The organism is Kitasatospora sp. NPDC004799, assembly GCF_040609095.1.
Classification (GTDB): Bacteria; Actinomycetota; Actinomycetes; order Streptomycetales; family Streptomycetaceae; genus Kitasatospora.
On sequence record NZ_JBEXJK010000032.1, the window covers coordinates 13,519 to 37,100 of the forward strand.

The 23,582-nt window shown below is 70.7% G+C and carries 20 protein-coding genes and 1 pseudogene; 6 read left to right on the top strand and 15 right to left on the bottom strand.

Going from position 1 to position 23,582, the window contains the following annotated elements:
• Positions 1 to 214: 214 nt before the first annotated feature.
• A complete protein-coding gene (locus ABZW03_RS07140; protein WP_355253416.1) occupies positions 215 to 1,969 on the top strand; it encodes a hypothetical protein in 1,755 nt (584 codons plus the stop codon).
• A gap of 83 nt (positions 1,970 to 2,052) precedes the next feature.
• Here the strand turns inward: ABZW03_RS07140 and ABZW03_RS07145 are convergent, their stop codons facing one another.
• From ABZW03_RS07145 to rfbB, 6 genes are all read right to left on the bottom strand, one after another.
• Positions 2,053 to 2,958 (bottom strand): glycosyltransferase, encoded by a 906-nt coding sequence (locus tag ABZW03_RS07145; protein WP_355253418.1) that lies wholly within the window; start codon positions 2,956 to 2,958, stop codon positions 2,053 to 2,055.
• A 4-nt stretch (positions 2,959 to 2,962) separates the two neighbouring features.
• Positions 2,963 to 3,361, bottom strand: a complete 399-nt coding sequence (locus ABZW03_RS07150; protein ID WP_355253420.1) for a DUF2304 domain-containing protein — start codon at positions 3,359 to 3,361, stop codon at positions 2,963 to 2,965.
• Entirely contained in the window at positions 3,358 to 4,047 is a 690-nt protein-coding gene (locus tag ABZW03_RS07155) for a glycosyltransferase family 2 protein (RefSeq protein WP_355253422.1), read from the bottom strand. The genes ABZW03_RS07150 and ABZW03_RS07155 overlap by 4 nt, the downstream gene beginning before the upstream one ends.
• Positions 4,048 to 4,115: 68 nt before the next feature.
• On the bottom strand, positions 4,116 to 5,432 hold the full coding sequence (locus tag ABZW03_RS07160; protein WP_355253424.1) for a hypothetical protein: 1,317 nt from the start codon (positions 5,430 to 5,432) through the stop codon (positions 4,116 to 4,118).
• Positions 5,433 to 5,449: 17 nt separating this feature from the next.
• Positions 5,450 to 6,385, bottom strand: coding sequence for a dTDP-4-dehydrorhamnose reductase (rfbD, locus tag ABZW03_RS07165; protein WP_355253426.1), 936 nt, complete (start codon positions 6,383 to 6,385; stop codon positions 5,450 to 5,452).
• Positions 6,382 to 7,359 carry a dTDP-glucose 4,6-dehydratase gene (rfbB, locus tag ABZW03_RS07170; protein WP_355253428.1) on the bottom strand — a complete coding sequence of 326 codons (978 nt, stop codon included), beginning with the start codon at positions 7,357 to 7,359 and terminating at the stop codon, positions 6,382 to 6,384. Before rfbB ends, rfbD begins: the two co-directional genes overlap by 4 nt.
• An 81-nt stretch (positions 7,360 to 7,440) precedes the next feature.
• Here rfbB and rfbA point away from each other — a divergent pair, with 81 nt between their 5' ends.
• The 3 genes from rfbA (at position 7,441) to ABZW03_RS07185 (ending at position 10,312) form a co-directional block, all read left to right on the top strand.
• On the top strand, positions 7,441 to 8,316 hold the full coding sequence (rfbA, locus tag ABZW03_RS07175; protein ID WP_355253430.1) for a glucose-1-phosphate thymidylyltransferase RfbA: 876 nt from the start codon (positions 7,441 to 7,443) through the stop codon (positions 8,314 to 8,316).
• Positions 8,313 to 8,912, top strand: a complete 600-nt coding sequence (locus ABZW03_RS07180) for a dTDP-4-dehydrorhamnose 3,5-epimerase family protein (protein WP_355253432.1) — start codon at positions 8,313 to 8,315, stop codon at positions 8,910 to 8,912. The genes rfbA and ABZW03_RS07180 overlap by 4 nt, the downstream gene beginning before the upstream one ends.
• 209 nt (positions 8,913 to 9,121) lie before the next feature.
• Positions 9,122 to 10,312 (top strand): acyltransferase, encoded by a 1,191-nt coding sequence (locus ABZW03_RS07185; protein ID WP_355253434.1) that lies wholly within the window; start codon positions 9,122 to 9,124, stop codon positions 10,310 to 10,312.
• Positions 10,313 to 10,357: 45 nt separating this feature from the next.
• Here the strand turns inward: ABZW03_RS07185 and ABZW03_RS07190 are convergent, their stop codons facing one another.
• The 9 genes from ABZW03_RS07190 to ABZW03_RS07230 all read right to left on the bottom strand — a co-directional run bounded on the left by ABZW03_RS07190 (position 10,358) and on the right by ABZW03_RS07230 (position 21,926).
• Positions 10,358 to 10,819 carry a GtrA family protein gene (locus ABZW03_RS07190; RefSeq protein ID WP_355253436.1) on the bottom strand — a complete coding sequence of 154 codons (462 nt, stop codon included), beginning with the start codon at positions 10,817 to 10,819 and terminating at the stop codon, positions 10,358 to 10,360.
• Positions 10,820 to 10,846: 27 nt separating this feature from the next.
• Entirely contained in the window at positions 10,847 to 13,267 is a 2,421-nt protein-coding gene (locus ABZW03_RS07195; protein WP_355253437.1) for a hypothetical protein, read from the bottom strand.
• A gap of 95 nt (positions 13,268 to 13,362) precedes the next feature.
• Positions 13,363 to 14,313: a glycosyltransferase family 2 protein gene (locus ABZW03_RS07200; RefSeq protein ID WP_355253439.1), complete on the bottom strand. Its 951-nt coding sequence runs from the start codon at positions 14,311 to 14,313 to the stop codon at positions 13,363 to 13,365.
• A gap of 355 nt (positions 14,314 to 14,668) precedes the next feature.
• Entirely contained in the window at positions 14,669 to 15,862 is a 1,194-nt protein-coding gene (tuf, locus tag ABZW03_RS07205; RefSeq protein ID WP_355253441.1) for an elongation factor Tu, read from the bottom strand.
• Positions 15,863 to 16,061: 199 nt separating this feature from the next.
• On the bottom strand, positions 16,062 to 18,167 hold the full coding sequence (gene fusA / locus ABZW03_RS07210; protein WP_355253443.1) for an elongation factor G: 2,106 nt from the start codon (positions 18,165 to 18,167) through the stop codon (positions 16,062 to 16,064).
• Positions 18,168 to 18,206: 39 nt separating this feature from the next.
• Positions 18,207 to 18,677 carry a 30S ribosomal protein S7 gene (gene rpsG / locus ABZW03_RS07215; protein ID WP_030232420.1) on the bottom strand — a complete coding sequence of 157 codons (471 nt, stop codon included), beginning with the start codon at positions 18,675 to 18,677 and terminating at the stop codon, positions 18,207 to 18,209.
• A gap of 2 nt (positions 18,678 to 18,679) precedes the next feature.
• Entirely contained in the window at positions 18,680 to 19,051 is a 372-nt protein-coding gene (gene rpsL / locus ABZW03_RS07220) for a 30S ribosomal protein S12 (protein ID WP_014144289.1), read from the bottom strand.
• 376 nt (positions 19,052 to 19,427) lie between these two features.
• Positions 19,428 to 21,152 (bottom strand): DUF2142 domain-containing protein, encoded by a 1,725-nt coding sequence (locus ABZW03_RS07225; RefSeq protein ID WP_355253446.1) that lies wholly within the window; start codon positions 21,150 to 21,152, stop codon positions 19,428 to 19,430.
• A gap of 222 nt (positions 21,153 to 21,374) precedes the next feature.
• Positions 21,375 to 21,926 (bottom strand): DUF1707 and DUF4190 domain-containing protein, encoded by a 552-nt coding sequence (locus ABZW03_RS07230; protein WP_355253448.1) that lies wholly within the window; start codon positions 21,924 to 21,926, stop codon positions 21,375 to 21,377.
• Positions 21,927 to 22,188: 262 nt separating this feature from the next.
• Here ABZW03_RS07230 and ABZW03_RS07235 point away from each other — a divergent pair, with 262 nt between their 5' ends.
• Together ABZW03_RS07235 and ABZW03_RS07240 are read left to right on the top strand one after the other, a co-directional pair.
• Complete coding sequence (locus ABZW03_RS07235) at positions 22,189 to 23,010, top strand: ABC transporter ATP-binding protein (RefSeq protein ID WP_355253450.1); 822 nt, start codon at positions 22,189 to 22,191, stop codon at positions 23,008 to 23,010.
• A gap of 29 nt (positions 23,011 to 23,039) precedes the next feature.
• Positions 23,040 to 23,582 (top strand): annotated as a pseudogene (locus tag ABZW03_RS07240) (transporter); the annotation flags it as partial.

Genomic DNA, 23,582 nt, shown 5'->3' on the forward strand with positions numbered 1-23,582 from the left:
CACCACTCGTCGAAGCGCATCGGCAGTGTGCCACGCGGCGATCGGCCGGAGCCAACGCGCTCCTCCCCCGTGGACGGCAACGGCCCACTGGGGCAGGGTGGTTCGGCCCCTGCTGATCCCCCGCCCGGGCTACTGGCAGAATCGCGGTGTCCGGCACCGAAACCACACACCGCCTCCGCACCTCATCGCTGCGGAAGAGCAGAAGGACCGAACAGTGACGACGAGCGTGCAGCCCGCCCCGGCCTCGGGCAGGCAAGAGGGCATACCGTCCAAGCGCAAGAGACGGGCAGCCGCGCTGCGCCTCCCGGCCGTCCTCTGGACCGCGGAGATCCTGACCGCGGTCGCGGCGGCCCTGCTCATGACGGGCCTGGCCACGTCCATCGAGCTGAACCCCATGTCGAGGATCGGCCAGGTCAGCGGCCTCGCCGCGCTGCAGCTCCGGCTCCTGCTGCTGCTCGGCGTCGTCGTCCTGGTCCTGGTGCCGGCGATGCGCCGCTGGGCGGACGTCCCGGTGCGGTTCGCCGCGGCCGCGGTCGCGGGCCTCTCCTCCGGTGTCCTGGCGGCCGGCGTCTCGCTCGCGCTGCGCGGCACCGACTGGCCGCTCTACGCCCGGTCGGGTGACTCCGGCAACCTCCAGGCGTGGGTCTCCGCGCTGATGGACGGCAAGCCGCTCGACGGCGCCTACCCGCCGATGTTCCCGCACATCGTCGCCTTCGTCGCCGAACAGGTCACCAACGGAGACGTCGGCCACGCGCTCAAGCTCGTCGAGCTGGTGTTCGTCGCGCTGCTCGGCCCGCTCGCCTACCTGTCCTGGCGGCTGCTGCTGCCCCCGCTCTGGGCGCTCGGGATCGGCGTCACCGCCGCGCTGCCGATGGCGCAGCCGTACAAGCCGTACACCACCTTCGTGCTGGTCGCCTTCCTCCCCGTGCTGGCGAAGCTGATGCGGCTCCTCCAGCGCGCCCCGGAGCTCCCGCGCCGCACCGCCGCCGTCCGCGGCGCCGTGCTCGGCCTCGGGATCGGGCTGCTGTTCAACCTCTACTCCGGCTGGTTCGTGTGGTCCGCCGCCGGCGTGGTGGTGCTCACCGTGGTGCTGCTGCTGCGTGCCCGCCGCGCCGGCGGGACCCGCGGCCTGCTGAACGCCCTGTCCGCGATCGGCGCCGCCGGCGGCGTCTTCCTGGTGGTCTCGGCCCTCTACCTGACCCGGCTGCTCGGGTCCGCCGGCAGCACGGTCGACCGCTACTGCTACTTCGACACGTACACCGAGCCCACCTACTTCGCGATGTGGCGCGACGACCTCCCCGGCACCGACGGCCAGAGCAGCTGGCCGATCCCGGGCGAGCTCGGCGGGGTCGGCCTCTTCACGATCCTGCTGCTGGTCGGCCTCGGCGTGGCGCTGGCCCTCGGGATCGGCCGGGCCGTCGTCCTGACCGCCGCCGCCTGCACGGCGAGCGCCCTGCTGATGCGCTACTGGTACGCCTCCCACATGGAGCGCGACCAGGCCGTCATGCTCTACCCGCGCACCAGCGCGCAGCTGCTGTACTGCCTGCTGGTCCTGGTCGGCCTGGCCTGCTACCTGATCGCCCGCCGCCGGAACACCGCTCCGGCCTCCGCCGCCGGGACCGCCGAGGAGACCGGCCGCCGGCTCCCGCTGCGCCTCAACCCGCGCGGCGTGGCCATCGGCGCCCTCTGCGCGCTGGGCCTGCTCTTCGGCATGGCCGGCTCCGCCACCGCCAGCAAGTACATGCCCGACCCGCACGAGGGCACCGGCATGCTGGCCTGGATCTCGCAGACCACCGCCGACACCAAGGGGCACTGCTCCCCCTACGCGCCCAAGTGCGTCCCGGCCCCGGACCTCCTGAACCCGGCGGACCCGAAGGTCGACCTCGGGAAGCTGATCTGCCCGAAGGTCAACCCGTACCCGCGCAAGGACGAGCTGCTCCCCGGGTTCTCCGCGGACCTGCCCGGGTGACCCTCACCGAACGTTGAACGGCACTGGGCCGGTAGTCCGAGTTCGGACTACCGGCCCAGTGCCGTATCAGGGCTCGCGCGGTGTCAGTGCCGCTCGCCGCCGGTCAGCGCGTGGCGGACCAGGACCTTGGCGCCGGCCCGCTGGCCGCGCTTCAGCGCGCCCGGCAGCATGGTCAGCGCGTGCAGCCGGGAGGCGCTGCGGAACCGGGCCGCACGGGCGGCCTTCGGCCAGCCGCGGGCGTCCATCCGCTCGGCCACCGCGTTGAAGTACCGCTCCGCCTCGGTGAACCGGGTGCCGGAGAAGGCCTGCACCGAGGACTCGCTGACGGCGTGCCGGCGGTACTGGAAGACGACGGTGGTGTTGTCCACCATCATCTGCTCGCCGAGCTCCAGCAGGTCGACGACCAGGGCCAGGTCCTGGATCACCGAGTACTCGTCGCGGAAGTTGACCGCGCGCAGCGCCTCGCCCCGCCAGCAGATCGACGGGAAGTAGAGCCAGTTGCCGCGCAGCACGCTCGCGGCCAGCTCCTCGCCGCCCATCAGCCGCCGGCCCTTGACGGTCGGCGCGTAGATCTTCTCCTTGACGTTGTCCGCCAGGCCCGCACGGCTCACGTCACCGTTGCCGTCGATCACCTCGACACCCGGCTGGACCATGCCCAGGTCCGGATTGTCCTTGACGATCGCCCGGACGGTCTCCAGGTAGTGCGGGTGCAGCAGGTCGTCGCAGCCCATGATGACCACGTGGTCGGCCGTGGACAGCTCCACGCACTTCTGGAAGTTCTTGGTGATGCCGAGGTTCCGCTCGTTGCGCAGGTAGCTCACCCGGTCGTCGCCGAGCGAGGCGAACCAGCCCGGGACGTCCGGCTCCTGGCCGTCGTCGATGACGGTCAGCCGGAAGTCCCGGTCGGTCTGCGCGAGGATGCTCCGCACCGCGGCCTGCATCAGTGCCACGTCGCCGTAGTACGGCAGCATGAACTCGAAGGTCGCCACGGGATCAGGCCTTGCTGCGGTCGACCGGCGCCGAGATCGGCAGGTCCAGGTCGAAGCGCTCCTCGTTCAGGCGGGCGCCCTCGTTGATCGCCACGGTGCGCGCCAGGTCGGTGAGCTTCTTCTCCAGCGAGCGGAAGCGCAGGAAGGTGTTCAGGGTCAGGAAGCCCATCGCCAGCACCATCACGTACAGCACCAGGTCGGTGCCGCGGCCGACGCCGAGCTGGTGGGCCAGCCAGGTCACGTCGGTGGGACGCAGCACCGCGTAGATGTTCACGAGCACGAAGACCGAGAACGCGATGCGCTTCCAGGCGCGGGTGTTGGCACGGTCCCAACGCCGGATGAACATGAAGGCGAGAGTGACCGAGCCGAGAATGAGAACCAGCTGGATCCAGAAGAATTTCATCGGCGGCTACGCTCCCGCAGCGAGATGTCGAAGATGATGTTGACGCCGTTGATCAGGGACTGACCCTTGGCGCGTGAGTAGTCGGTGTACAGGATGTCCACCGGGAGCTCGGCGACCCGGAGGTCCGAGCCGGCGAGGAAGCTGACGATCTCCGACGCGTGCGCCATGCCGTTCATGGTGATCCGCAGCCGGCCGGCGGCCTCGCGGTTCATCACGCGCAGGCCGTTGTGGGCGTCGGTCAGCTTGAGCTTGCGAGCGGTCGGGCTGACGGTCGCCGCGGTGCGCAGGACGACCCGCTTGATCCACGGCACCTGCCCGTTCTGCTCGATGAAGCGCGAGCCGAGGACGACGTCCGTGTCGCCTTCCCGGAGCAGGGCGACCATCTTCTCGACGTCGGCGGTCTGGTGCTGGCCGTCCGCGTCGAAGGTGGCGAAGTACTTGGCGCCCGGCTGGGCCAGGGCGTAGGCGAGGCCGGTCTGGAGGGCGGCACCCTGACCGAGGTTGACCGGGTGGCGCACCAGGTGCGCGCCCGTCTCCATGATGTGCTTGGCCGAGTCGTCGCCGCTGCCGTCATCGACCACCACGATGTTCGGGAACGTCTTTCGCGCCCCCTCCACAACGTCGGCGATCACCTGGCCCTCGTTGTAGGCCGGGATCACCAGCCAAACATCGTCGTACTGGGACATGGAGGCTCCATGAATGGGGTCTGGCCCGCGCTGCTGCGTGGCGATCTGAAGATGAGGGGCGGACACGGTCAGTCACCGGCCGTCCGGCTGCTCAACACCGCGGCGTTCGGGTCCCCCGACTGCTGGGCGAGGCCTGCGGAATTCGTCGCCGAACGGGCGAAACTCTGCCTCAGACCTGCCAGCATACCGAGGACGGTGGCCACGGAACCCGCCGTGTACGCAACGACCACCCGGGTGGACACCTCGCCCGGGAGGAAGGTCACCCCGGCGAGGACCGCGGTGCCGACCGCCCAGCAGAGCAGCTGAAGGTTGTGCCGCTTGAATACCATCAGCGCCTGGCCGAGCACCATCGCGAACATGTACGCCACGGTCCCGGCGGACATCCAGAAGAAGTCGAGGCAGCCGAGCACCGGCTTGGCGCCGAAGAGCACCTGGATCAGCCACGGGCCGAGGGCGACCGCCGGGATCCCGCCGAGCACGCCGAGCGCGCCCACCACGACGCCGATCTTCTTCAGCATCCCGGTGAAGGCGGCCCGGTCCCCGACCGCGATCGCGGCGGAGAGGCCGTTCAGCAGCGAGGCCTGGAGCGAACCGAAGACGAACAGCGGCACCCGGGCCAGCACCAGCGCGTTGAGCAGCGCGGCGATCAGCGCGGAGTCGGTGGGCGCGAGCAGCTTGGTGCTCACCACGGCCGCGTTCACCACGACCTGCGAGAGCAGCGTCGAGCAGATCAACAGGCCCAGCCCGGAGCAGAGTTCGGACCAGGCGATCTGCTCGCCGGGCTTCACCGCGCGCAGCAGCGGCGGCAGCGTGACGATCGTGGCGAGGATCGGCGCGACGGCCAGGATCAGGCTGAACGCGAGCGCCGAGTGCACCCCGGCCAGGCCGCAGGCGAAGGCCAGGCCGATGCGCAGGCCGCCGTCCAGGCCGAGCTGGGTGCCGTACGCGCCGAAGCGGCCGAGGCCGGCCAGCACGCCGCGGGTGAGGTAGCAGACGGCCATGCCGGTGAAGGCCCCGCCGAGCGCCAGCACCAGCGAGCGGTCGCCGTGGAACATCGAACGGGCGATCGGGCCGGAGGCGGCGCCGAGGACGGCCAGGGTCGCCGCGAGGATCCCGCCGGTGAGCAGGGCCGCCCGGCGCAGCACCGGCGCGGCGCCGTGGCCGAGGGCCGCGCGCGCCGCGACGATCCGGGTGAGTTCCTGCTCGATCGGGAAGAAGACGCCGATGCCGACGGACATCACGATCGTCCACAGCAGCGAGACGTTCGCCATGTCGTCGACGGACAGGCTGTGGCCCGCCACCCCGAGATGGATGTAGGAGGCGGCCCCCAGTACGACGGTGCCGCCGGCCACCGCCAGGGTTCCCGGCGGTAGCGCGGCAGCCACCTTCGTCAGTGCGTTCTTCACTGAGGTCTTTCGCTCTCCGTGGTCCGGGCCGTGGCGGCCAGTTCGGCGAAGACGGGCCGGGCCAGGGCCTCGGCCAGCATGGCCCGCCACTCGGGCAGCGGCGCCAGTCCGGCGGCGGCCCAGCGGTCGTGGGCCAGCACGCTGAAGGCCGGGCGGGCGGCCGGGCGGACGAAGGCCTCCGACGTGGTCGGGCGGATCCGCTCCGGGTCCAGCCCGCTCAGCGCGTAGGTCTCGCGGGCCAGCCCGCACCAGGTGGTGCGGCCGCTCGCGGTGCCGTGGTAGACCCCGGCCGGGGCCTGCCCGGCGAGCGCGGCCCGGCCGAGCTCGACCAGGCGGCCGGCCAGCGCGTACGACCAGGTCGGCTGGCCGTGCTGGTCGTCCACCACGTCCAGGGTGTCCCGCTGGGCGGCGAGCTTGAGCATGGTGGCCACGAAGTTCGGGCCGTGCTCGCCGTACAGCCAGGCGGTGCGCACGACGTAGCCGTGCTCGGGGAGCAGCTCGGCGACCGCCCGCTCCCCCACCAGCTTGCTGCGGCCGTACGCGTTCACCGGCGCGGTCGGGGCGTCCTCCGGGCAGGGCTCGGTGGCGTCGCCCGGCAGGACGTAGTCGGTGGAGACGTGCAGCAGCCGCGCGCCGCTCTTGGCGCAGGCCGCGGCCAGGAGACGCACCCCGGTGCCGTTGACGGCGGTGGCGGCGTCCTCCTCGGTCTCCGCGGCGTCGACGTTCGTCCACGCGGCGCAGTTGACCACGATGTCGTGGCCCTCGACGGCGGCCTGGACGGCCGCCGCGTCGGTGATGTCGAGGTCCGCCCGGCGCAGCGCGGTGATCTCGGCGGTCGCGTCGGCGCCCAGCACCGACAGCAGGTCCTGCCCGAGCATCCCGGCCGCGCCGGTGACCAGCCAGCGCACGGGCGCGGCGGCGTTCGCGGTCACTTGGCCAGGGCCGCCTTCTGCTTCAGCGGCTCCCACCAGGCGCGGTTCTCGCGGTACCACGCGATGGTCGCGGCGAGGCCGTCCTCGAAGCGGACCTGCGGCTCGTAGCCGAGCTCCTCGCGGATCTTGCTGATGTCGATGGAGTAGCGGAGGTCGTGGCCCTTGCGGTCCGCGACGTGCTCGACCATGTCCCAGCCCGCGCCGGCCGCCTCCAGCAGCAGGCCGGTCAGCTCCTTGTTGGTCGCCTCGGTGCCGCCGCCGATGTTGTAGACCTCGCCGGCCCGGCCGCCGCGCATGACCAGCTCGATGCCCCGGCAGTGGTCCGAGACGTGCAGCCAGTCGCGGACGTTGCCACCGTCGCCGTACAGCGGCACCTTCTTGCCGTCGATCAGGTTGGTGGTGAACAGCGGGATGACCTTCTCCGGGAACTGGTAGTGCCCGTAGTTGTTGGAGCAGCGGGTCACCACGACGTCCATGCCGTGGGTGCGGTGGTAGGCCAGCGCCAGCAGGTCGGAGGAGGCCTTGGAGGCCGAGTACGGGGAGTTCGGCTGCAGCGGCCAGGTCTCGGTCCAGGAGCCCTCGCTGATCGAGCCGTACACCTCGTCGGTGGAGATGTGGACGAAGCGGCCGACACCGTGCTTGCGCGCGGCGTCGAGCAGGACCTGGGTGCCCACGACGTTGGTCAGCACGAACGGGCCCGCGCCGGCGATCGAACGGTCCACGTGGGACTCGGCGGCGAAGTGCACCACCACGTCGTGACCCGGCATGACCTGGTCGACGGCGTCCGTGTCGCAGATGTCGCCCTGGACGAAGGCGTAGCCCGGGTGGTTCGCCACCGGAGCGAGGTTCTCCAGGACACCCGAGTAGGTGAGCTTGTCAAAGACCGTGATCCGGGCATTCTCGTCAGCTCCGAGGAGCTGACGGACGAACTCCGAACCGATGAATCCGGCGCCGCCGGTCACGAGGATGCGCATAATGCGCGTAGTCTACCGCCGCCCGAACACCCTCCCGACCCGGCCCCTCCCGCGTTCGCGGATCTCGAATAGGGTGCACCCATGCGTGGAATCCTCCTGGCCGGCGGCACCGGCTCGCGGCTGTGGCCGCTGACCCGTGCGGTGTCGAAGCAGCTCCTCCCGGTCTTCGACAAGCCGATGATCTACTACCCCCTCTCGACCCTCGTGATGGCCGGGATAAGCGAAATCCTGATCATCACCACCCCGAACGACCGGGACCAGTTCGAACGGCTGCTGGGCGACGGTTCCCAGTTCGGCCTGAAGCTCCAGTACGCCGTCCAGGAGAAGCCCGAGGGCATCGCCCAGGCCTTCGTGCTCGGCGCGGACTTCATCGGTGACGAGCCGGTGGCCCTGATCCTCGGCGACAACATCTTCCACGGCAGCGGCCTGGGCACCCGGCTCACCGAGCACTCCGACATCAAGGGCGGCCGGGTCTTCGCCTACCCGGTGGCCGACCCGACCGCGTACGGCGTGGTCGAGTTCGACGAGAACGGCCAGGTCCTCTCCATCGAGGAGAAGCCGGCCGAGCCCAAGTCCCGTTACGCCGTCCCCGGCCTGTACTTCTACGACAACCGGGTCGTCGAGATCGCCCGCAACCTGCAGCCGAGCGCCCGCGGCGAGCTGGAGATCACCGCCGTCAACGACGCCTACCTGCGGACCGGCGACCTGCACGTGACGATCCTCGACCGCGGCACCGCGTGGCTGGACACCGGCACGTTCGTGTCGATGGTCCAGGCCTCGGAGTTCGTCCGGGTCATCGAGGAGCGCCAGGGCTTCAAGATCGGCTGCATCGAGGAGGCCGTCTGGCGGGCCGGGCTGATCGACGACGCCCAGCTGCGCGAGCTCGCCGAGCCGCTGCTGAAGAGCGGCTACGGCCAGTACCTGGTGGACCTGCTCGACGAGGAGGCCGCCCGGTGAAGTTCCGCGAGCTCTCCATCGAGGGCGCCTTCGAGATCACCCCGCAGGTGCACGGCGACCCCCGCGGCCACTTCACCGAGTGGTACCGCTTCGACCGCCTCGCCGAGGTCGTCGGCCACCCGCTGAACCTGGCGCAGGCCAACCTGTCGCTCTCCGCCAAGGACGTCGTCCGCGGCATCCACTTCGCCGACGTCCCGCCCGGCCAGGCCAAGTACGTGGCCTGCACCCGCGGTGCGGTGCTGGACGTCATCGTCGACCTGCGGGTCGGCTCGCCGAACTTCGGCACGTGGGAGTTCGTCCGGCTGGACGACACCGAGCGCAAGGCCGTCTACATCCCGGAGGGCCTCGGCCACGGCTTCTGCGCCCTCACCGACGACGCCACGCTGACCTACCTCTGCTCGGCGACGTACAACCCGACCGGCGAGCACGGCGTGCACCCGCTGGACCCGGAGCTCGGCATCGAGTGGCCCACCGACACCCCGCAGCTCTCGGCCCGCGACGCGGTGGCGCCCTCCCTCTCGGAGGCCCTCGCCACCGGCCTGCTGCCGGACTACCAGGCCTGCAAGGCCTACACGGACTCGCTGAAGCAGCAGTAGCGGAGCCCGACCGGCTGAGGGGACGAGCGCAGGACACCGTCCCCTCAGTCGCCTTTCCTGCCCCCATCCCAGGCCCATTCCCAGGCCGCTCCCCAGCCGGCCGGATCGGACGGACCATGACCCACCATGCGGGACCCTCACACGGCATACGCGGGGGCGTCGACACCCGACGCCCCTCGTGGCTGAGGGGAGGCAGTCTGTCCGGCCGGGTGAACAGCTTCGGCGCGATCCGGACGACCCTCGCGGTAGCCGTCGTCTACTCCCATGCCTACCCGCTCGGGTTCGGCCGGCCCGCTCCGCTCTCCCAGTTCAGCGGTGGCCAGATCGACCTCGGCCGACTCGCGGTGGTCGGCTTCTTCGCACTGTCCGGGTTCATGATCACCGGAAGTGCCGTGCGCAGCACGGCCGGCCGGTACTCCTGGCACCGCGCCCTGCGCATCCTGCCCGGGCTCTGGGCGTCGCTGCTGGTCTGCGTCCTGCTGGTGGCCCCCGCCCTGTACTACCGGACCCACCACTCGCTCAGCGGCTACTGGTCGCACCCGGACGGCCCGCTGAACTACCTGGCGGGCGCCTGGAACGCCTCGCTCTCCACCGGGTTCGACATCTCGGACGTGATCGACGCCGGCGTGAAGGCCGGCACCAACCACGACCCCGGGATCAACGGCTCCCTCTGGTCGCTCGACTACGAGATGCTCTGCTACGTCATGATGGGCCTGCTGGCCGCCGGCGGCGTGCTGCTGCGCGCCAAGAAGACGGTGCCGCTGCTGACCCTGGTCGGCTGGATCCTGATCTTCGAGGACTGGCGGACGACCCCCGGTGCGGTCAACGTCCCGACGAGCATGGGCCACTACCTCCACGTGCCGGTCTTCGGCCAGGTCTACCTGCAGTACTTCGTCTACCTGACGTTCGTCTTCCTGCTCGGCGCCACGGTGCAGCTGTACAAGGAGCGGGTCCCGATCAACGCCGGGCTCGCGCTGCTGTCGGTCGTCGTGCTCGTCGCCAGCCTGCGCTACGGCGGGCTGTTCGCGTTCGGCTACCCGGCCTTCGCGTACCTGCTCTTCTGGCTGGCCGTCCGGCTGCCCAGGCCGTTCCAGCGGATCGGCGTCAAGCGGGACTTCTCGTACGGCATCTACGTGTACGGCTTCACCGTGGAACAGGTCGTCGCCGCGCTCGGGTGGAACGCCCACGGCATGCGGGTCTACCTCCCGCTGTCCCTCGCCGGGACGGTCGTCCTCGCCGCGCTCTCCTGGTACCTGGTGGAGAAGCCCGCGCTGAGGGCGAAGGACTGGACCCCCCGCCCGGTGCGCGCCCTGGCCGCCCGGCGGGCCCGCCGGGCCGCGGCCCCCGGCCAGGCCGAGCCGGTCGGGGAGCCCGCCCGGACCGCCGTCCCCGCGCCCTGACCGCACGGACCCTCCGGCGCCGGCCCGCGGTGGCCCCGTCCGACCTCAACGGGCCCTGAAGACCCACACCTTGAGAAGGACGAACCGGGCCACCGTGGCGAGGCCGTTGGCCACGACCAGGCCGGCGACCTCGACCACCCGCGAAGCGTCCGGCGCGAGCAGGGCGAGCAGCGCGAGCGCGCCGCTGCTCAGCCCCAGACCGATCAAGAAGGCGACGGCGCCCTGGAGTTGGTGGCGCACCGCGCCCTCCGAGCCGGTGATGCCGAAGGTGAAGCGCCGGTTGGCGGCGGTGTTGGCGACCGCGCTCACCGCCAGGGCGATCAGGTTGGCCGCCTGCCGGTCGACGACGTGGCGGGCCACCACGTACAGGCCGAGGTAGAAGAGCGTGCTGAGCACGCCGATCACCAGGAACGACGGGAGCTGCCGCTTGGCGCTGCCGGCCGCCGGAGCGGCCGCCGGGCCGCCGGGTGCCGGCGTCTGCGTCGGCGCTTTCTCGGTGGAGACCATGGATTGCCCACTGCTTCGTTCGTCGGGTCAGGTGAGCTCGTACACGGCCACCCGGCCGTTGTCGAACACCTGCTTGGCGAGGCTCCTGAGCTGCGGCGACTCGACGCCCGCCTTCCGCTGGACCACCAGGTAGCGGACCTTGTGATCGCGGTGCAGCCGGCTCAGGACGTCCGGCGTCGGTGCGTAGAACGCGGCCTCGTTGAGATTGAACAGCGCGGTGTCCCAGAACGGCGAACCGGAGGAGGCGGCCCCGTTCGCGTCGGCCATCAGCCTCGGCGCGTACGCCCAGCCCTCGATCAGCACCGAGCGCTCCGAGTAGCCGCTGAGCCAGTGCGAACGGTAGTTGGCGCACGGCAGGCCGTCCGCGTAGTCCTCGAACTGCCAGCAGTGGCTGTTCGTCGCCAGGATGTCCGAGGGCGCGCTGTGCGAGCGGATCCAGCGCGCGGCGTCCACCTGGCTCGCCGGCATCACCCAGCTGGCGTCCCACAGGAACTGCTGGGCCTGGACGGCGTCGAGGGCGAGGCTCGGGGTGCCGAGCGTCAGCCCGGCGGTGAGCAGGACGACCCCGCCCCGGCGCCGCAGGCCCCGCGCCGCCCGGGAGAGCAGCCGCCAGAGCAGCCCCAGGACGAGCGCCAGCACCGCGAACGCGGCGGCCACGCTCAGCGCCGGCAGCAGCGGCGTGTACGCCTCGGTGGCGGTGCCGTCCCCGGTGTGCTCGCCCAGGAAGGCCACCAGGTCCGCCGAGTACCGGTACGAGAGCCAGGTGAGCAGCCCGGTCAGGGCCAGCGTGCCGACGGCCAGGGCGGCCTTCCCGGCCCGCGGCAGCGCGGCCCGCTCGAAGGCCTCGCAGTACCCCCAGGCGGACAGCACCGCCCCGAAGGGCATCGCGGAGATGGTGAAGTAGCTGGCGTTGTAGCCGTTGACCATCAGGTAGGCCGCCGGTCCGGCGACCACCGCGCCGAGCAGGAACCACTGCGCGGCGTCCAGCCGGAGCCGGCGCCGCCACAGCAGCGGCACCGCGCCCAGGAGCTTGATCTGGTGGTTCAGGAAGAAGGCGATCAGGACGGCCGCGACCAGACCGCTCTGGAGCAGGACCGGCCTGCCCTCCAGCGGTTCGGCCCAGTACTTCTGGATGTTGCCGAACGGGATGACCTCCAGGCCGTAGCTCTCGAAGTCGAAGATCACCGCCGTGGCGAAGAGCTGGGCGCCCGCGATGACCGCCCCCAGCCCGACGACCGTCCACGGGATGCGCCGGGTCCTGATCAGGACCGCCAGGCCGGCCACGGCCAGGCCCGCGAGGGCCACCGGGAGGGTGCTCGCCTTGGCCGCGCTGGAGGCGGTCGCGAACATCGCCGTCAGGACGAAGACCCCCCGCCCGAACTCCGGCGCCCGGGACGGCCCGTCCTCGCCGGCCGGACCGCCGACCCGGCGGAGGCCGTCGGCGACCACGCCGGTCAGCGCGATCAGCAGCGGCTGGCTGTAGGCCAGCGACATGCTCGACCAGGACATCAGCCGGACGGCCGGCGCACCGAAGGTCCAGGTCGTCACGTCGTTCGGGTAGACCGCGGTGAACTCCCCGACCGCGAACAGCAGCACCGCGGCCAGCGGGCCGGCCCACGCCCGACCGGTGATCCGCTGGGCCACCACGGCCATGATCAGCACGCTGAGCGCGGCGAACGCGGGGACGAGCAGCCTGGTCTCGACCACCGGCAGGTCGATGTGGCCGACCATGTCGGTCATCGCCATGTGCGAGAACGTGAACCAGTGGTAGTGCAGCGGCTCCCCCGCCGCCTGCGGCAGGGTCAGCGGCACGTGCTGCTTGGCGTTGGCCGCCAGCGACAGCATGTACGGCATGTCGCCGAACAGCCGCGACTTCTCGTCCGTCGCCAGGACCGGGAACTTCGACAGGAAGACCTGGTAGTAGTACAGGCCGGTCAGGCCCACCACCGCGGCCATCGACCAGGACCAGCCGAGGGACGGCCGCCGGTGGCCGCCGGAGCGCCAGTGCCGGCGCAGCCCCGGGACGAGCGCGAACGGGACCACCACCGCGAGCGGCCAGGCGACGGCCACCGACTGGAGGCCCGAACGGACGAGGACCGCCCAGGCCACCAGTTCCAGCACCAGCCCGGTCACCGCGCCGAAGGCGAGGTCCTCCAGCAGGGTGTGCGGACGCCGGCGCAGGGCCCGGAAGACCAGCGTGCCGGGGAGCACCACGCCCCAGGCCGCGTAGAAGGAGTACCGGGCGATGTCACCCGCCCGGGTGTCCGCGGCCAGCAGCAGCCCCACCAGGAGCAGGTACGCCGAGACGGCGGGCAGGAACCGCCAGAAGGCGTGGGCCCCGGAGCCCCCGGACGCCACGCCGCCGGACGGCCCGCCGGACGGCGCCGGAACCCCCGGACGTCCTCCGGTGGCTTCGGCCGCTCCGGTCGCGGTGCTGTTCGTGTGCATGGTGTCCGTTCTCTCGTCCGAGCTCGCAGCTCGCAGCACGGCAGCCTGGCGGAGGCCGGCGGCGGTCCGTCGACCGGCGGCGGAACGACGCCGGGTCAGCCCGTGTAGGAGGCGCTGCGACGAGTCGTCGCGGGGTCGGGCCCCTCCGCCGAGTCGTAGCCGACGAAGTAGGCCGGCCGGGCCTGGGCCGCCGAGTAGATGCGACCGACGTACTCGCCCAACAGGCCCATGCAGACGAGCTGGACGGCGCCGAGGAACAGCATGCCCATGAACAGCGAGGACCAGCCGGGGACGGTCTTGTCGAGCGCGTACGCGACCACGGTGTAGACACCGAGGGCGAAGCAGAGCAGGAAGCTCGTCAGGCCGAGCCAGGTGGCGAGCCGCAGCGGGCTCGCCGAGAAGTTCGTGACGCTGTCCACGGCCAGCCGGAGCATCTTGGACAGCGGGTAGTGGGTCGAGCCGGCCACCCGCTCCTCGCGCACGTAGACGACCTCGCCGCTCGGGAAGCCGAGCCACGGCACCAGCAGCCGGTAGACCGGCTGGTGCTCGGGCATCGCCTTGAGCGCGTCCACCGCGGCACGGCTGAGCAGGCGGAAGTCGCCGGCCTGGTTCGGCATCTTCTTGCCGACGAGCTTGCGCATCAGCCAGTAGTACGCGCCGGCCGTGCGGCGCTTGAAGACCGTGTCCGTGCCGCGGTCGCCGCGCACGCCGTAGACCACGTCGAGGCCCCGGTCCCGCGCGAGCGAGAGCATCTCGGGGATCTTCTCCGGCGGGTCCTGGAGGTCGGCGTCGATGGAGACGACGTAGTCGCCGAAGGCGCGGTGGATGCCGGCCGTGAGCGCGGCCTGGTGCCCCGAGTTGCGGGCGAAGCGGACGATCCGGAACTCCGGCCAGTCCTGGCGGATCTTCTGCATCAGTACCGGGGTGGCGTCCGTGCTTCCGTCGTCGATGCCGACCACTTCGTACGTGATCCCCAGCCCGTCGAGGATCGGGCGCAGGCGCCGCACGGTCAGCGGCAGCGCCTCCTGCTCGTTGTAGATCGGCATGACGACCGACAACAACGGAGCCGGCTCCACGGCCGACCCGACTCCCTGGTCTCCTGCGTTGAGCATCCTTCTTCGCCTGTCCCCATGTGATCCGAAAGCGGTTGGGAGGCATGGACCGCCGGGTCGCCCCCACCGGCCGGAACCTTTCTCCCTCCGCACCCGGAGCATCGCGGACGGAGGCGAGGGAGAGCCAATGAGCGGCAGGATAGCAGTCTGCTCTGAGCGCTTCCTCAACGGACCTGTTACCCGATCGCCGCCGAATCGACATCCCGACACGCCGAAGGGCCCCGCTCACCGAGGTGCGCGGGGCCCTTCGGACCGAGCCTGTACGAGGCAGGCAGGTCAGAGCGTCAGATTACTTGACGATCTTGGTGACCTGGCCGGCGCCGACGGTGCGGCCACCCTCACGGATGGCGAACTTCAGGCCCTCCTCCATGGCGACGGGCTGGATCAGCGCGACGGTCATGGCGGTGTTGTCGCCCGGCATGACCATCTCGGTGCCCTCGGGGAGGGTCACGACGCCGGTCACGTCCGTGGTACGGAAGTAGAACTGCGGGCGGTAGTTGTTGAAGAACGGGGTGTGGCGGCCACCCTCGTCCTTCGACAGGATGTAGGCCTGGGCCTCGAAGTCGGTGTGCGGGGTAACCGAACCCGGCTTGATGATGACCTGGCCGCGCTCGACGTCCTCGCGCTTGATGCCGCGGAGCAGCAGACCGACGTTCTCACCGGCCTGGCCCTCGTCGAGCAGCTTGCGGAACATCTCGATGCCGGTGACCGTGGTGGTGGTCTTGGTCTCCTTGATGCCGATGATGTCGACAGTCTCGTTGACCTTGAGGATACCGCGCTCGATACGACCGGTGACGACGGTGCCACGACCGGTGATCGTGAAGACGTCCTCGATCGGCATCAGGAACGGCTGGTCCACGGCGCGGGCCGGGGTCGGGATGGCCTCGTCGACGGCGTGCATCAGGCCGAGGAGCTTCTCGCCCCACTCCTTGTCGCCCTCCAGCGCCTTCAGCGCGGAGACGCGGACGACCGGCAGGTCGTCGCCCGGGAACTCGTACTCGGAGAGCAGCTCGCGGACCTCGAGCTCGACGAGCTCCAGGATCTCCTCGTCGTCCACCATGTCGGCCTTGTTCAGGGCGACGACGATGTACGGAACGCCGACCTGGCGGGCCAGGAGGACGTGCTCCTTGGTCTGCGGCATCGGGCCGTCGGTGGCGGCGACCACGAGGATGGCGCCGTCCATCTGGGCGGCACCGGTGATCATGTTCTTGATGTAGTCGGCGTGACCCGGGCAGTCGACGTGGGCGTAGTGGCGCGCCTCGGTCTGGTACTCGACGTGCGCGATGGAGATGGTGATACCGCGCTGCCGCTCCTCCGGCGCCTTGTCGATCTGGTCGAACGGCGTGAAGGGGTTGATCTCCGGGTACGCGTCGTGCAGCACCTTGGTGATGGCCGCGGTCAGCGTGGTCTTGCCGTGGTCGATGTGACCGATGGTGCCGATGTTGACGTGGGGCTTCGTCCGCTCGAACTTCGCCTTCGCCACTGAGTCCTCCTGAGGACAGTTCCTGTACGCCGTGCTGACGCCAGTTGGTCTGAAATCGGTTTTGGTGCGGGTTGTCCGGAGGACATCCCGTGCCGTCCCGCTGGTGGGGGGGCCGGAGGCCCCGGGAGGATCCGACCGGATCCTCCCGGATTGCCTCCTAATAGCCTAAGGCTTCGCAATCGTCCCGATTATCGGGACGTCACTCGCCCTTGGCCTTGGCGATGATGTCGTCCGCCACGTTCTTCGGAACCTCGGCGTACGAGTCGAACTGCATCGAGTAGCTCGCGCGACCAGAGGTCTTGCTGCGCAGGTCACCGACGTAGCCGAACATCTCGGAGAGGGGCACCAGCGCCGTGACGACGCGGGCACCGTGACGCTCGTCCATGGACCGGATCTGGCCACGGCGAGAGTTGATGTCGCCGATCACGTCGCCCATGTAGTCCTCGGGCGTGGTGACCTCGACGGCCATCATCGGCTCGAGGAGGACCGGCTTGGCCTTCCGCGCGCCTTCCTTGAACGCCATCGAACCGGCGATCTTGAACGCGAGCTCGGAGGAGTCGACGTCGTGCGACTGGCCGTCCAGCAGCTTCACGCGGACACCCTGCAGCGGGTAGCCGGCGAGCACACCGAACTCCATGGCCTCCTGGCAACCGGCGTCGACCGACGGGATGTACTCGCGCGGAACGCGGCCACCGGTGACCAGGTTGACGAACTCGTAGCCCTCGGCCTGCTCGAGCGGCTCGATCGCGATCTGCACCTTGGCGAACTGACCGGAACCACCGGTCTGCTTCTTGTGGGTGTAGTCGATGCGCTCGACCGCCTGGCGGATGGTCTCGCGGTACGCGACCTGCGGCTTGCCGACGTTGGCCTCGACCTTGAACTCACGGCGCATGCGGTCGACCAGCACCTCGAGGTGCAGCTCGCCCATACCCGCGATGATGGTCTGGCCGGTCTCCTCGTCCGTGTTGACCTGGAAGGACGGGTCCTCCTCGGCGAGACGCTGGATGGCGACACCCAGCTTCTCCTGGTCACCCTTGGACTTGGGCTCGATCGCGACGCGGATGACCGGGGCCGGGAAGTCCATGGACTCCAGGATGACCGGGTTCTTCTCGTCGGACAGCGTCTCACCGGTGGTGGTCTGCTTCAGGCCCATGACGGCGATGATGTCGCCGGCGCCCACCGAGTCGATCTCCTCACGCTTGTTCGCGTGCATGCGGTAGATCTTGCCGATGCGCTCCTTCTTGCCCTTGACGGCGTTCAGCACCGAGGTGCCGGACTCCAGGCGGCCCGAGTAGACCCGGACGAAGGTGAGCTTGCCGAGGTGCGGGTCCGACATGATCTTGAACGCGAGCGCGGCGAGCGGCTCGTCGTCCGAGGCCTTGCGGGAGATCTTGACGGTGTCGTCGCCCGGCTTGGTGCCCTCGATGGACTCGATGTCCAGCGGGGACGGCAGGTACTTGACGACCGCGTCGAGCAGGGGCTGGACGCCCTTGTTCTTGAAGGCGGTACCGCAGAAGATCGGGGTGAAGTCCGAGTTCAGGGTGCCCTTGCGGATCGCGTCCTGCAGCAGCTCGACCGGGATCTCCTCGCCCTCGAGGGCGAGCTCCATGATCTCGTCGCTGACGTTCGAGACCGTGTCGATGAGCGCCTCGCGGTACTCGTCGGCCTGCTCCTGCAGGTCGGCCGGGATGTCGACGATGTCGTACATCTCGCCCTTGGCGGCCTCGGCGGACCAGACCAGCGCCTTCATGCGGACCAGGTCGACAACGCCCTGGAAGTCCGACTCGGCACCGATCGGGAGCTGCATGACCAGCGGGGTGGCGCCGAGGCGGTCCACGATGGTCTGCACGCAGAAGAAGAAGTTCGCGCCCGTGCGGTCCAGCTTGTTGATGAAGCAGATGCGCGGGACGCCGTAGCGGTCAGCCTGCCGCCACACGGTCTCGGACTGGGGCTCGACACCGGCGACACCGTCGAACACCGTCACGGCACCGTCGAGGACGCGCAGCGAACGCTCCACCTCGACGGTGAAGTCGACGTGACCCGGGGTGTCGATGATGTTGATGGTGTTGTCGACGCCGTCGACCGTCCAGTGACAGGTCGTCGCGGCCGACGTGATCGTGATGCCGCGCTCCTGCTCCTGCTCCATCCAGTCCATGGTGGCAGCGCCATCGTGGACCTCACCGATCTTGTACGAGACACCGGTGTAGAACAGGATCCGCTCGGTGGTGGTGGTCTTGCCCGCGTCGATGTGCGCCATGATCCCGATGTTGCGGACCCTGGCGAGGTCAAGGGAGGTTGCAGCCATGGTGGCTCGTTCTCTCTCTGTCTAGTGACGGGGTACGGACTACCAGCGGTAGTGCGCGAAGGCCTTGTTGGACTCGGCCATCTTGTGGGTGTCCTCGCGACGCTTCACGGAAGCGCCCAGGCCGTTGCTGGCGTCGAGGATCTCGTTCATCAGGCGCTCGGTCATGGTCTTCTCGCGACGGGCGCGGGAGTAACCGACCATCCAGCGCAGCGCCAGGGTGCTGGCGCGGCCCGGACGGACCTCGACCGGAACCTGGTAGGTCGCGCCACCGACACGGCGGGACTTGACCTCGAGGGCCGGCTTGACGTTCTCCAGCGCGCGCTTCAGCGTCACGACCGGGTCCGAGCCGGTCTTGTCGCGGACGCCCTCGAGGGCGCCGTAGACGATCCGCTCGGCGGTGGAGCGCTTGCCGTGCAGCAGGATCTTGTTGACCAGCTGGGTGACGACCGGGGAGCCGTAAACCGGGTCGATGATGACCGGGCGCTTCGGGGCGGGGCCCTTACGAGGCATTCTTACTTCTCCTTCTTGGCGCCGTAGCGGCTGCGGGCCTGCTTGCGGTTCTTGACACCCTGGGTGTCGAGCGAACCGCGGATGATCTTGTAGCGGACACCAGGAAGGTCCTTCACACGACCACCGCGCACCAGCACGATGGAGTGCTCCTGCAGGTTGTGGCCCTCGCCCGGGATGTAAGCGGTGACCTCGATCCCGCTGGTGAGGCGCACACGGGCGACCTTGCGGAGAGCCGAGTTCGGCTTCTTCGGGGTGGTCGTGTACACACGCGTGCAGACCCCACGGCGCTGCGGGGAGCCCTTCAGCGCGGGAGTCTTGTTCTTCTCGACCTTGTCCTGCCGGCCCTTTCGGACCAGCTGCTGGATCGTAGGCACCGTTTCTCCGTTTTCTGTGTGCCAAGGCTTGGTGGAACTAACCTGCGGTGTCTCCCTCGCACACGGCCCCGTGGTCGACCCACGCGGTCGGGTGTGTTGGGCTTGTTACGACACGGAATCCCATGGCTGATGTACAGCGACGGCGCTCTACGCGCGGCGCGCTGGGAAGCGCTCCGGCTCGGCGCGGCGACCGGTGTGCATGCACGCACAAGGACCCGGGGACACCCCAGGCACAAGGTCAGAGCGTACCTAGCGCATCGGGCGCGGTCAAAACAAATGCAACGCCGCAGGTCGCGGGGCTTGGCCCGGAAACGGGACGGGAACCGACTCGGGCGACGCCCATACCATGGCCGAGAACCCCCCGCACGGCGAAACCTTACGCCTGTGCGCGGACGGCGGCGAGCGGGGTGTTCCCGTCGTCGGCGCCGTCCCCGGACGCCCCGGCCGACGACGACCCGTCCTGCTCCCGGTCGGTCTCCTTGCGGTCCGACAGGGCGACGAGCAGCCCCAGCGCCGCCACGGCCACCCCGTACAGCAGCACGCAGGGCTGCCAGCCCACGAACGGCGGGGCCCAGTGGGCCGGGGTGATGAAGAACGACCCGCCGGTGCCGACCGTCACGCGGCGCAGCGCCCAGACGAACGCCGCGAAGTCGGCCACGGCCAGCGCGAGGGAGCAGAGCACCATCAGCCGACGCCAGGCGAAACCGCCCCACGGCAGCCGCTCGTGGCAGATCGCCGCGCACACGATCGGCAGCCCGACGGCGAACGGCAGCAGGTAGCGGCCCTGCCAGATCATGCCAACCTCCCGGGCCTGCATGGCCTGGGCCACCAGCGGTATCGCCACGATGCCGACCAGGATCCCCAGCACGGCCAGGGCGTCCCTGAGCCGCGCGTAGCAGAGCGCGAGCAGCACCATGACGATCGCCACACCGCACCACAGCAGCAGCGTCGCGGCCGGGGGTTCGGCGTCCAGCCAGCCGAAGTAGCCGATCATCTGCTTCATGTACAGCAGGCCGTTGTCGAAGGTCTGCCGGGCCGCGGACAGCGGAGTGAAGTTGCTCGGGGCGCTGATGGTCGAGTGGTCCGGGTGGGTCGAGGACCAGACGAGGGCCACCACGGCCGAGACCGCGGTCAGAGCGCTCCAGGCCCAGGTCGCCCGGTGGCGCAGGATCGAACCCAGCACGTCCTTGCGCCCGAGCAGCAGCAGGGCGAAGAAGACCGCCCCGCTGAACCAGATCAGGCCCAACGGCCGGATGCTGATCAGCACGATCGCACCGATGCCGAGCCGGGCGACGCGGCGGCTCAGGAGCTGGGGGTCCGGGTTCATCAGCAGCGCCACGGCGGCGCTCCAGACCAGGATGCCCGCGGCGATCTCCGGGCCGCTCGGGTTGACCACACCGAACATGAACAGCGACATCGGGGTGGCGGCCGCCACCACCCCGAGGACGCCGAGGGAGCGCCGGCGCCACTCCGCCGCCGAGACCACCGCGCTCGCCACCAGGGCGGCGCAGATCGCGGCCGAGATCAGGCGCATCAGGTAGAAGGCCGTCTTGCCCGGGAGCAGCAGGCTGGGCCAGCCGATGGCGAAGTAGTACGCCGGGTGGTAGCGGCCCGCCGACGTGGTCACCTGGGCCGTCCCGGAGCGCTCCTTGATCGTGGGGGCGCAGTCGGCCGACTGCCACGGCTTGAAGGCGTAGCACGAGTGGGTGTCCGCCACGTCCTCGTAGATCCGCGGGAGCTCCACCCCGCTCTCGGCCCAGTAGCCCTTGATCCCGCCGACCGTGTGCGGGGTCATGACCTCCACACCGTTGATCTGGCCCCGGGCGACCGCGCCCGCCCGGATGAGGTGCGCGGGTTCGTCCGGCGAGCCGCCGATCGGAGTCGCCAGCGACCAGGAAGCGCTCAGCGCGAACAGGATCGCGAACGCGACCGCCCACAGCCGCCGGGGCGAGGACGCAAGCCGCTCGGCGATGCTCTTGACGGCAGTGATCATCATCTGGAAATGGGCCTTCGGGGTCGGTCCGAACTCGGCGTGCGGCACCCACGGCCGGGCATGGTGGGTGCTCACATCGACGAGATGTAGCAGGCAGCGGTCAGCCATGGACGAGAAGACCGTACCGAACCGAGCCCTGAGGGACTAATGGCGCCCTCCCGATGGCGGCCCGTGAGCCCGACAGGGTTGGTGCGGTCCGCCGCGGACGGAGACGGTACCCAGCAGGTTCAGACGGTACCCAGCGGGATCACCGAGGTCCATAGCGTACTTCCCGGGCACCGGGAACCGGGCCGGGGGCGGGGCCGCCGCGCGCGCCGGGGTGCGCGCGGCTCAGGCGATGCCGACGAGGATCAGCAGGGTCCAGAACGCGCAGCCCAGGTAGCCCACGACCAGGCCGAGGACGGCCGCCCAGTCGCCGTCCATGTCGCGGCGGCGGATCTCCGCCCGGGCGATGTGGCCGGTGATCACGGCCGGGGCGGAGAGGCCGATCAGGCCGGCCACCAGGGAGACCACGGCGAGCACGTTGGTCTGGCGGGCCGGGGCCGGTGGCGGGACGGCCAGGAAGGTGGCCGGAACGGGCGCGGCGGCGGCCACCGGCGCCGTCATCGGCCCGGAGGGCAGGTCGGCCACCAGCGCGGCCAGCTGGCCGTACGTCTGCGCCGCGGCCACCGCCTCGTGGCGCTGCTCGTACTCCTGGACCGAGAGCCGTCCCTCGGCGAACGCGGCCTTGAGCACGTCGATCGTCCGGTCCCGGTCCGCGTGGCCCGCCCGCATCGCGGCCTGCGGCGTCGCCGCGGGCGCCGGCGCCGGCTGCCAGCCACCCGCCGGCCGCTTGCCCGGCGGGTAGCCGGAACCGGGCTCGCCCCATGGTTGTACGGACATCCGCCCACCTCCCGGTAGCGCGGCACCCCCGCGCACGTCACTGCTCACTCATAGTGCAGGACGAACGACCGGACCGAGTAGTTGCGAAATCGGCCCAGTCGCCGCCGGGAAGCGGGTGCCGAACGGCGCGCCTCACCCGTTCGAACGACAAGCTCGGGGAATGCTCAATTCGGGCGACAGCCTGTTCGAGCAGTGCCAGGCTGGCCCCGGGCGACACGTCCCACCACCGCGATCTCCACCACCACGAGCAGAGAAGGCCGCCATGCAGGCGTCAGCGCCGCCGTCCTCCGACCTCCCCGGGCCGGGAACCCCGTCCGCCGTCAGCATCCAGGGGCTCTGGAAGCACTTCGGCGCCCAGGCCGCCGTGGCCGGGCTGAGCCTGGAGCTGCCGGCCGGGGCGTTCATCGGCCTGGTCGGGCCGAACGGCGCCGGCAAGACCACCACGCTGTCGATGGTCACCGGGCTGCTCCGGCCCGACCAGGGCACCGTCCTGGTGCACGGCCACGACGTCTGGGCGGACCCGGTCACGGTCAAGGCCCGGATCGGCATCCTGCCCGAGGGCCTGCGGATGTTCGAGCGGCTCAGCGGGCGCGAGCTGCTCCAGTACACCGGGCGGCTGCGCGGCCTGCCCGGCGCCGAGGTGGACCGGCGGGCCGAGGAGCTGCTGGCCGTCCTGGACCTCGGCCGGGACGCCGACAAGCTGGTCGCCGACTACTCCACCGGCATGCGCAAGAAGATCGGCCTGGCCGCCGCGCTGCTGCACAACCCGGACGTGCTGTTCCTGGACGAGCCCTTCGAGGGCGTCGACCCGGTCTCCGCCCAGACCATCCGCGGCGTGCTCAAGCGGTACGCGGCGGCCGGGTCCACGGTGGTCTTCTCCAGCCACGTGATGGAGCTGGTCGAACAGCTCTGCGACTGGGTCGCGGTGGTCAACGCCGGCCGGGTGATCGCCCAGGGCCCGCTGGACTCCGTCCGGGGCGGGCGCAGCCTGCACGAGGCCTTCCTGGAGCTGATCGGCGTGCGCGAGGACGACGGGCAGGCGCTCGGCTGGCTCGGCGGCGGGCAGGCCGGGGGCGCCCGGTGAGCACGGCTCCGGTGTCCGGCGGGCGGACGGTGAGCGCTCCCCCCGTGCCCGACGGGCGGACGGTGGTCCGCGCCCTGGTGGCGCTCAAGCTGCGGCTGCTGCGCAACGGGCTGCGGCGCAGCCCCGGCCGGACCACCGTCTACGTGATCGGCGGCGTCGTCGGCCTGGCCTTCGCGGCCGGCATCGCCGTCGCCATGGCCGCGTTGAACGGGCGCTACCCGGGCTCCGGGGACGCCGGCGTGATGCTGGCCGGCGTGCTGACCCTGGGCTGGGCCGCGCTGCCGCTGTTCCTCTTCTCCAGCGACGAGAGCGCCGACCCGACCCGGCTGACCATGCTGCCGCTGCGGCCCGGCCCGCTGCTGCGCGGTTCGCTGCTGGCCGCGCTGGTCGGGCCCGGGCCGCTGATCAGCCTGGTGCTGGTGACCGGCGCGGTGCTGGCCGGTGCGGCCGGCGGCGCCTCGGCCGCGGTCGCGGTGCCCGCCGTGCCGCTCGCGGTGCTCTGCCTGGTCACGCTCTCCCGGGCGGTCGCGGCGGGCAACGCCCGGATGCTCTCCAGCCGGCGCGGCAAGGAC

What these genes read in the sequence shown, in the direction of transcription:
- ABZW03_RS07150 (WP_355253420.1), bottom strand. Translation starts at nt 3,361, where the DNA reads ATGAAATTCTTCTGGATCCAGCTGGTTCTCATTCTCGGCTCGGTCACT.
- ABZW03_RS07155 (WP_355253422.1), bottom strand. Translation starts at nt 4,047, where the DNA reads ATGTCCCAGTACGACGATGTTTGGCTGGTGATCCCGGCCTACAACGAG.
- rfbB (WP_355253428.1), bottom strand. Translation starts at nt 7,359, where the DNA reads ATGCGCATCCTCGTGACCGGCGGCGCCGGATTCATCGGTTCGGAGTTC.
- rfbA (WP_355253430.1), top strand. Translation starts at nt 7,441, where the DNA reads ATGCGTGGAATCCTCCTGGCCGGCGGCACCGGCTCGCGGCTGTGGCCG.
- ABZW03_RS07190 (WP_355253436.1), bottom strand. Translation starts at nt 10,819, where the DNA reads ATGGTCTCCACCGAGAAAGCGCCGACGCAGACGCCGGCACCCGGCGGC.
- ABZW03_RS07195 (WP_355253437.1), bottom strand. Translation starts at nt 13,267, where the DNA reads ATGCACACGAACAGCACCGCGACCGGAGCGGCCGAAGCCACCGGAGGA.
- ABZW03_RS07200 (WP_355253439.1), bottom strand. Translation starts at nt 14,313, where the DNA reads ATGCCGATCTACAACGAGCAGGAGGCGCTGCCGCTGACCGTGCGGCGC.
- fusA (WP_355253443.1), bottom strand. Translation starts at nt 18,167, where the DNA reads ATGGCTGCAACCTCCCTTGACCTCGCCAGGGTCCGCAACATCGGGATC.
- rpsG (WP_030232420.1), bottom strand. Translation starts at nt 18,677, where the DNA reads ATGCCTCGTAAGGGCCCCGCCCCGAAGCGCCCGGTCATCATCGACCCG.
- ABZW03_RS07225 (WP_355253446.1), bottom strand. Translation starts at nt 21,152, where the DNA reads ATGGCTGACCGCTGCCTGCTACATCTCGTCGATGTGAGCACCCACCAT.
- ABZW03_RS07230 (WP_355253448.1), bottom strand. Translation starts at nt 21,926, where the DNA reads ATGTCCGTACAACCATGGGGCGAGCCCGGTTCCGGCTACCCGCCGGGC.
- ABZW03_RS07235 (WP_355253450.1), top strand. Translation starts at nt 22,189, where the DNA reads ATGCAGGCGTCAGCGCCGCCGTCCTCCGACCTCCCCGGGCCGGGAACC.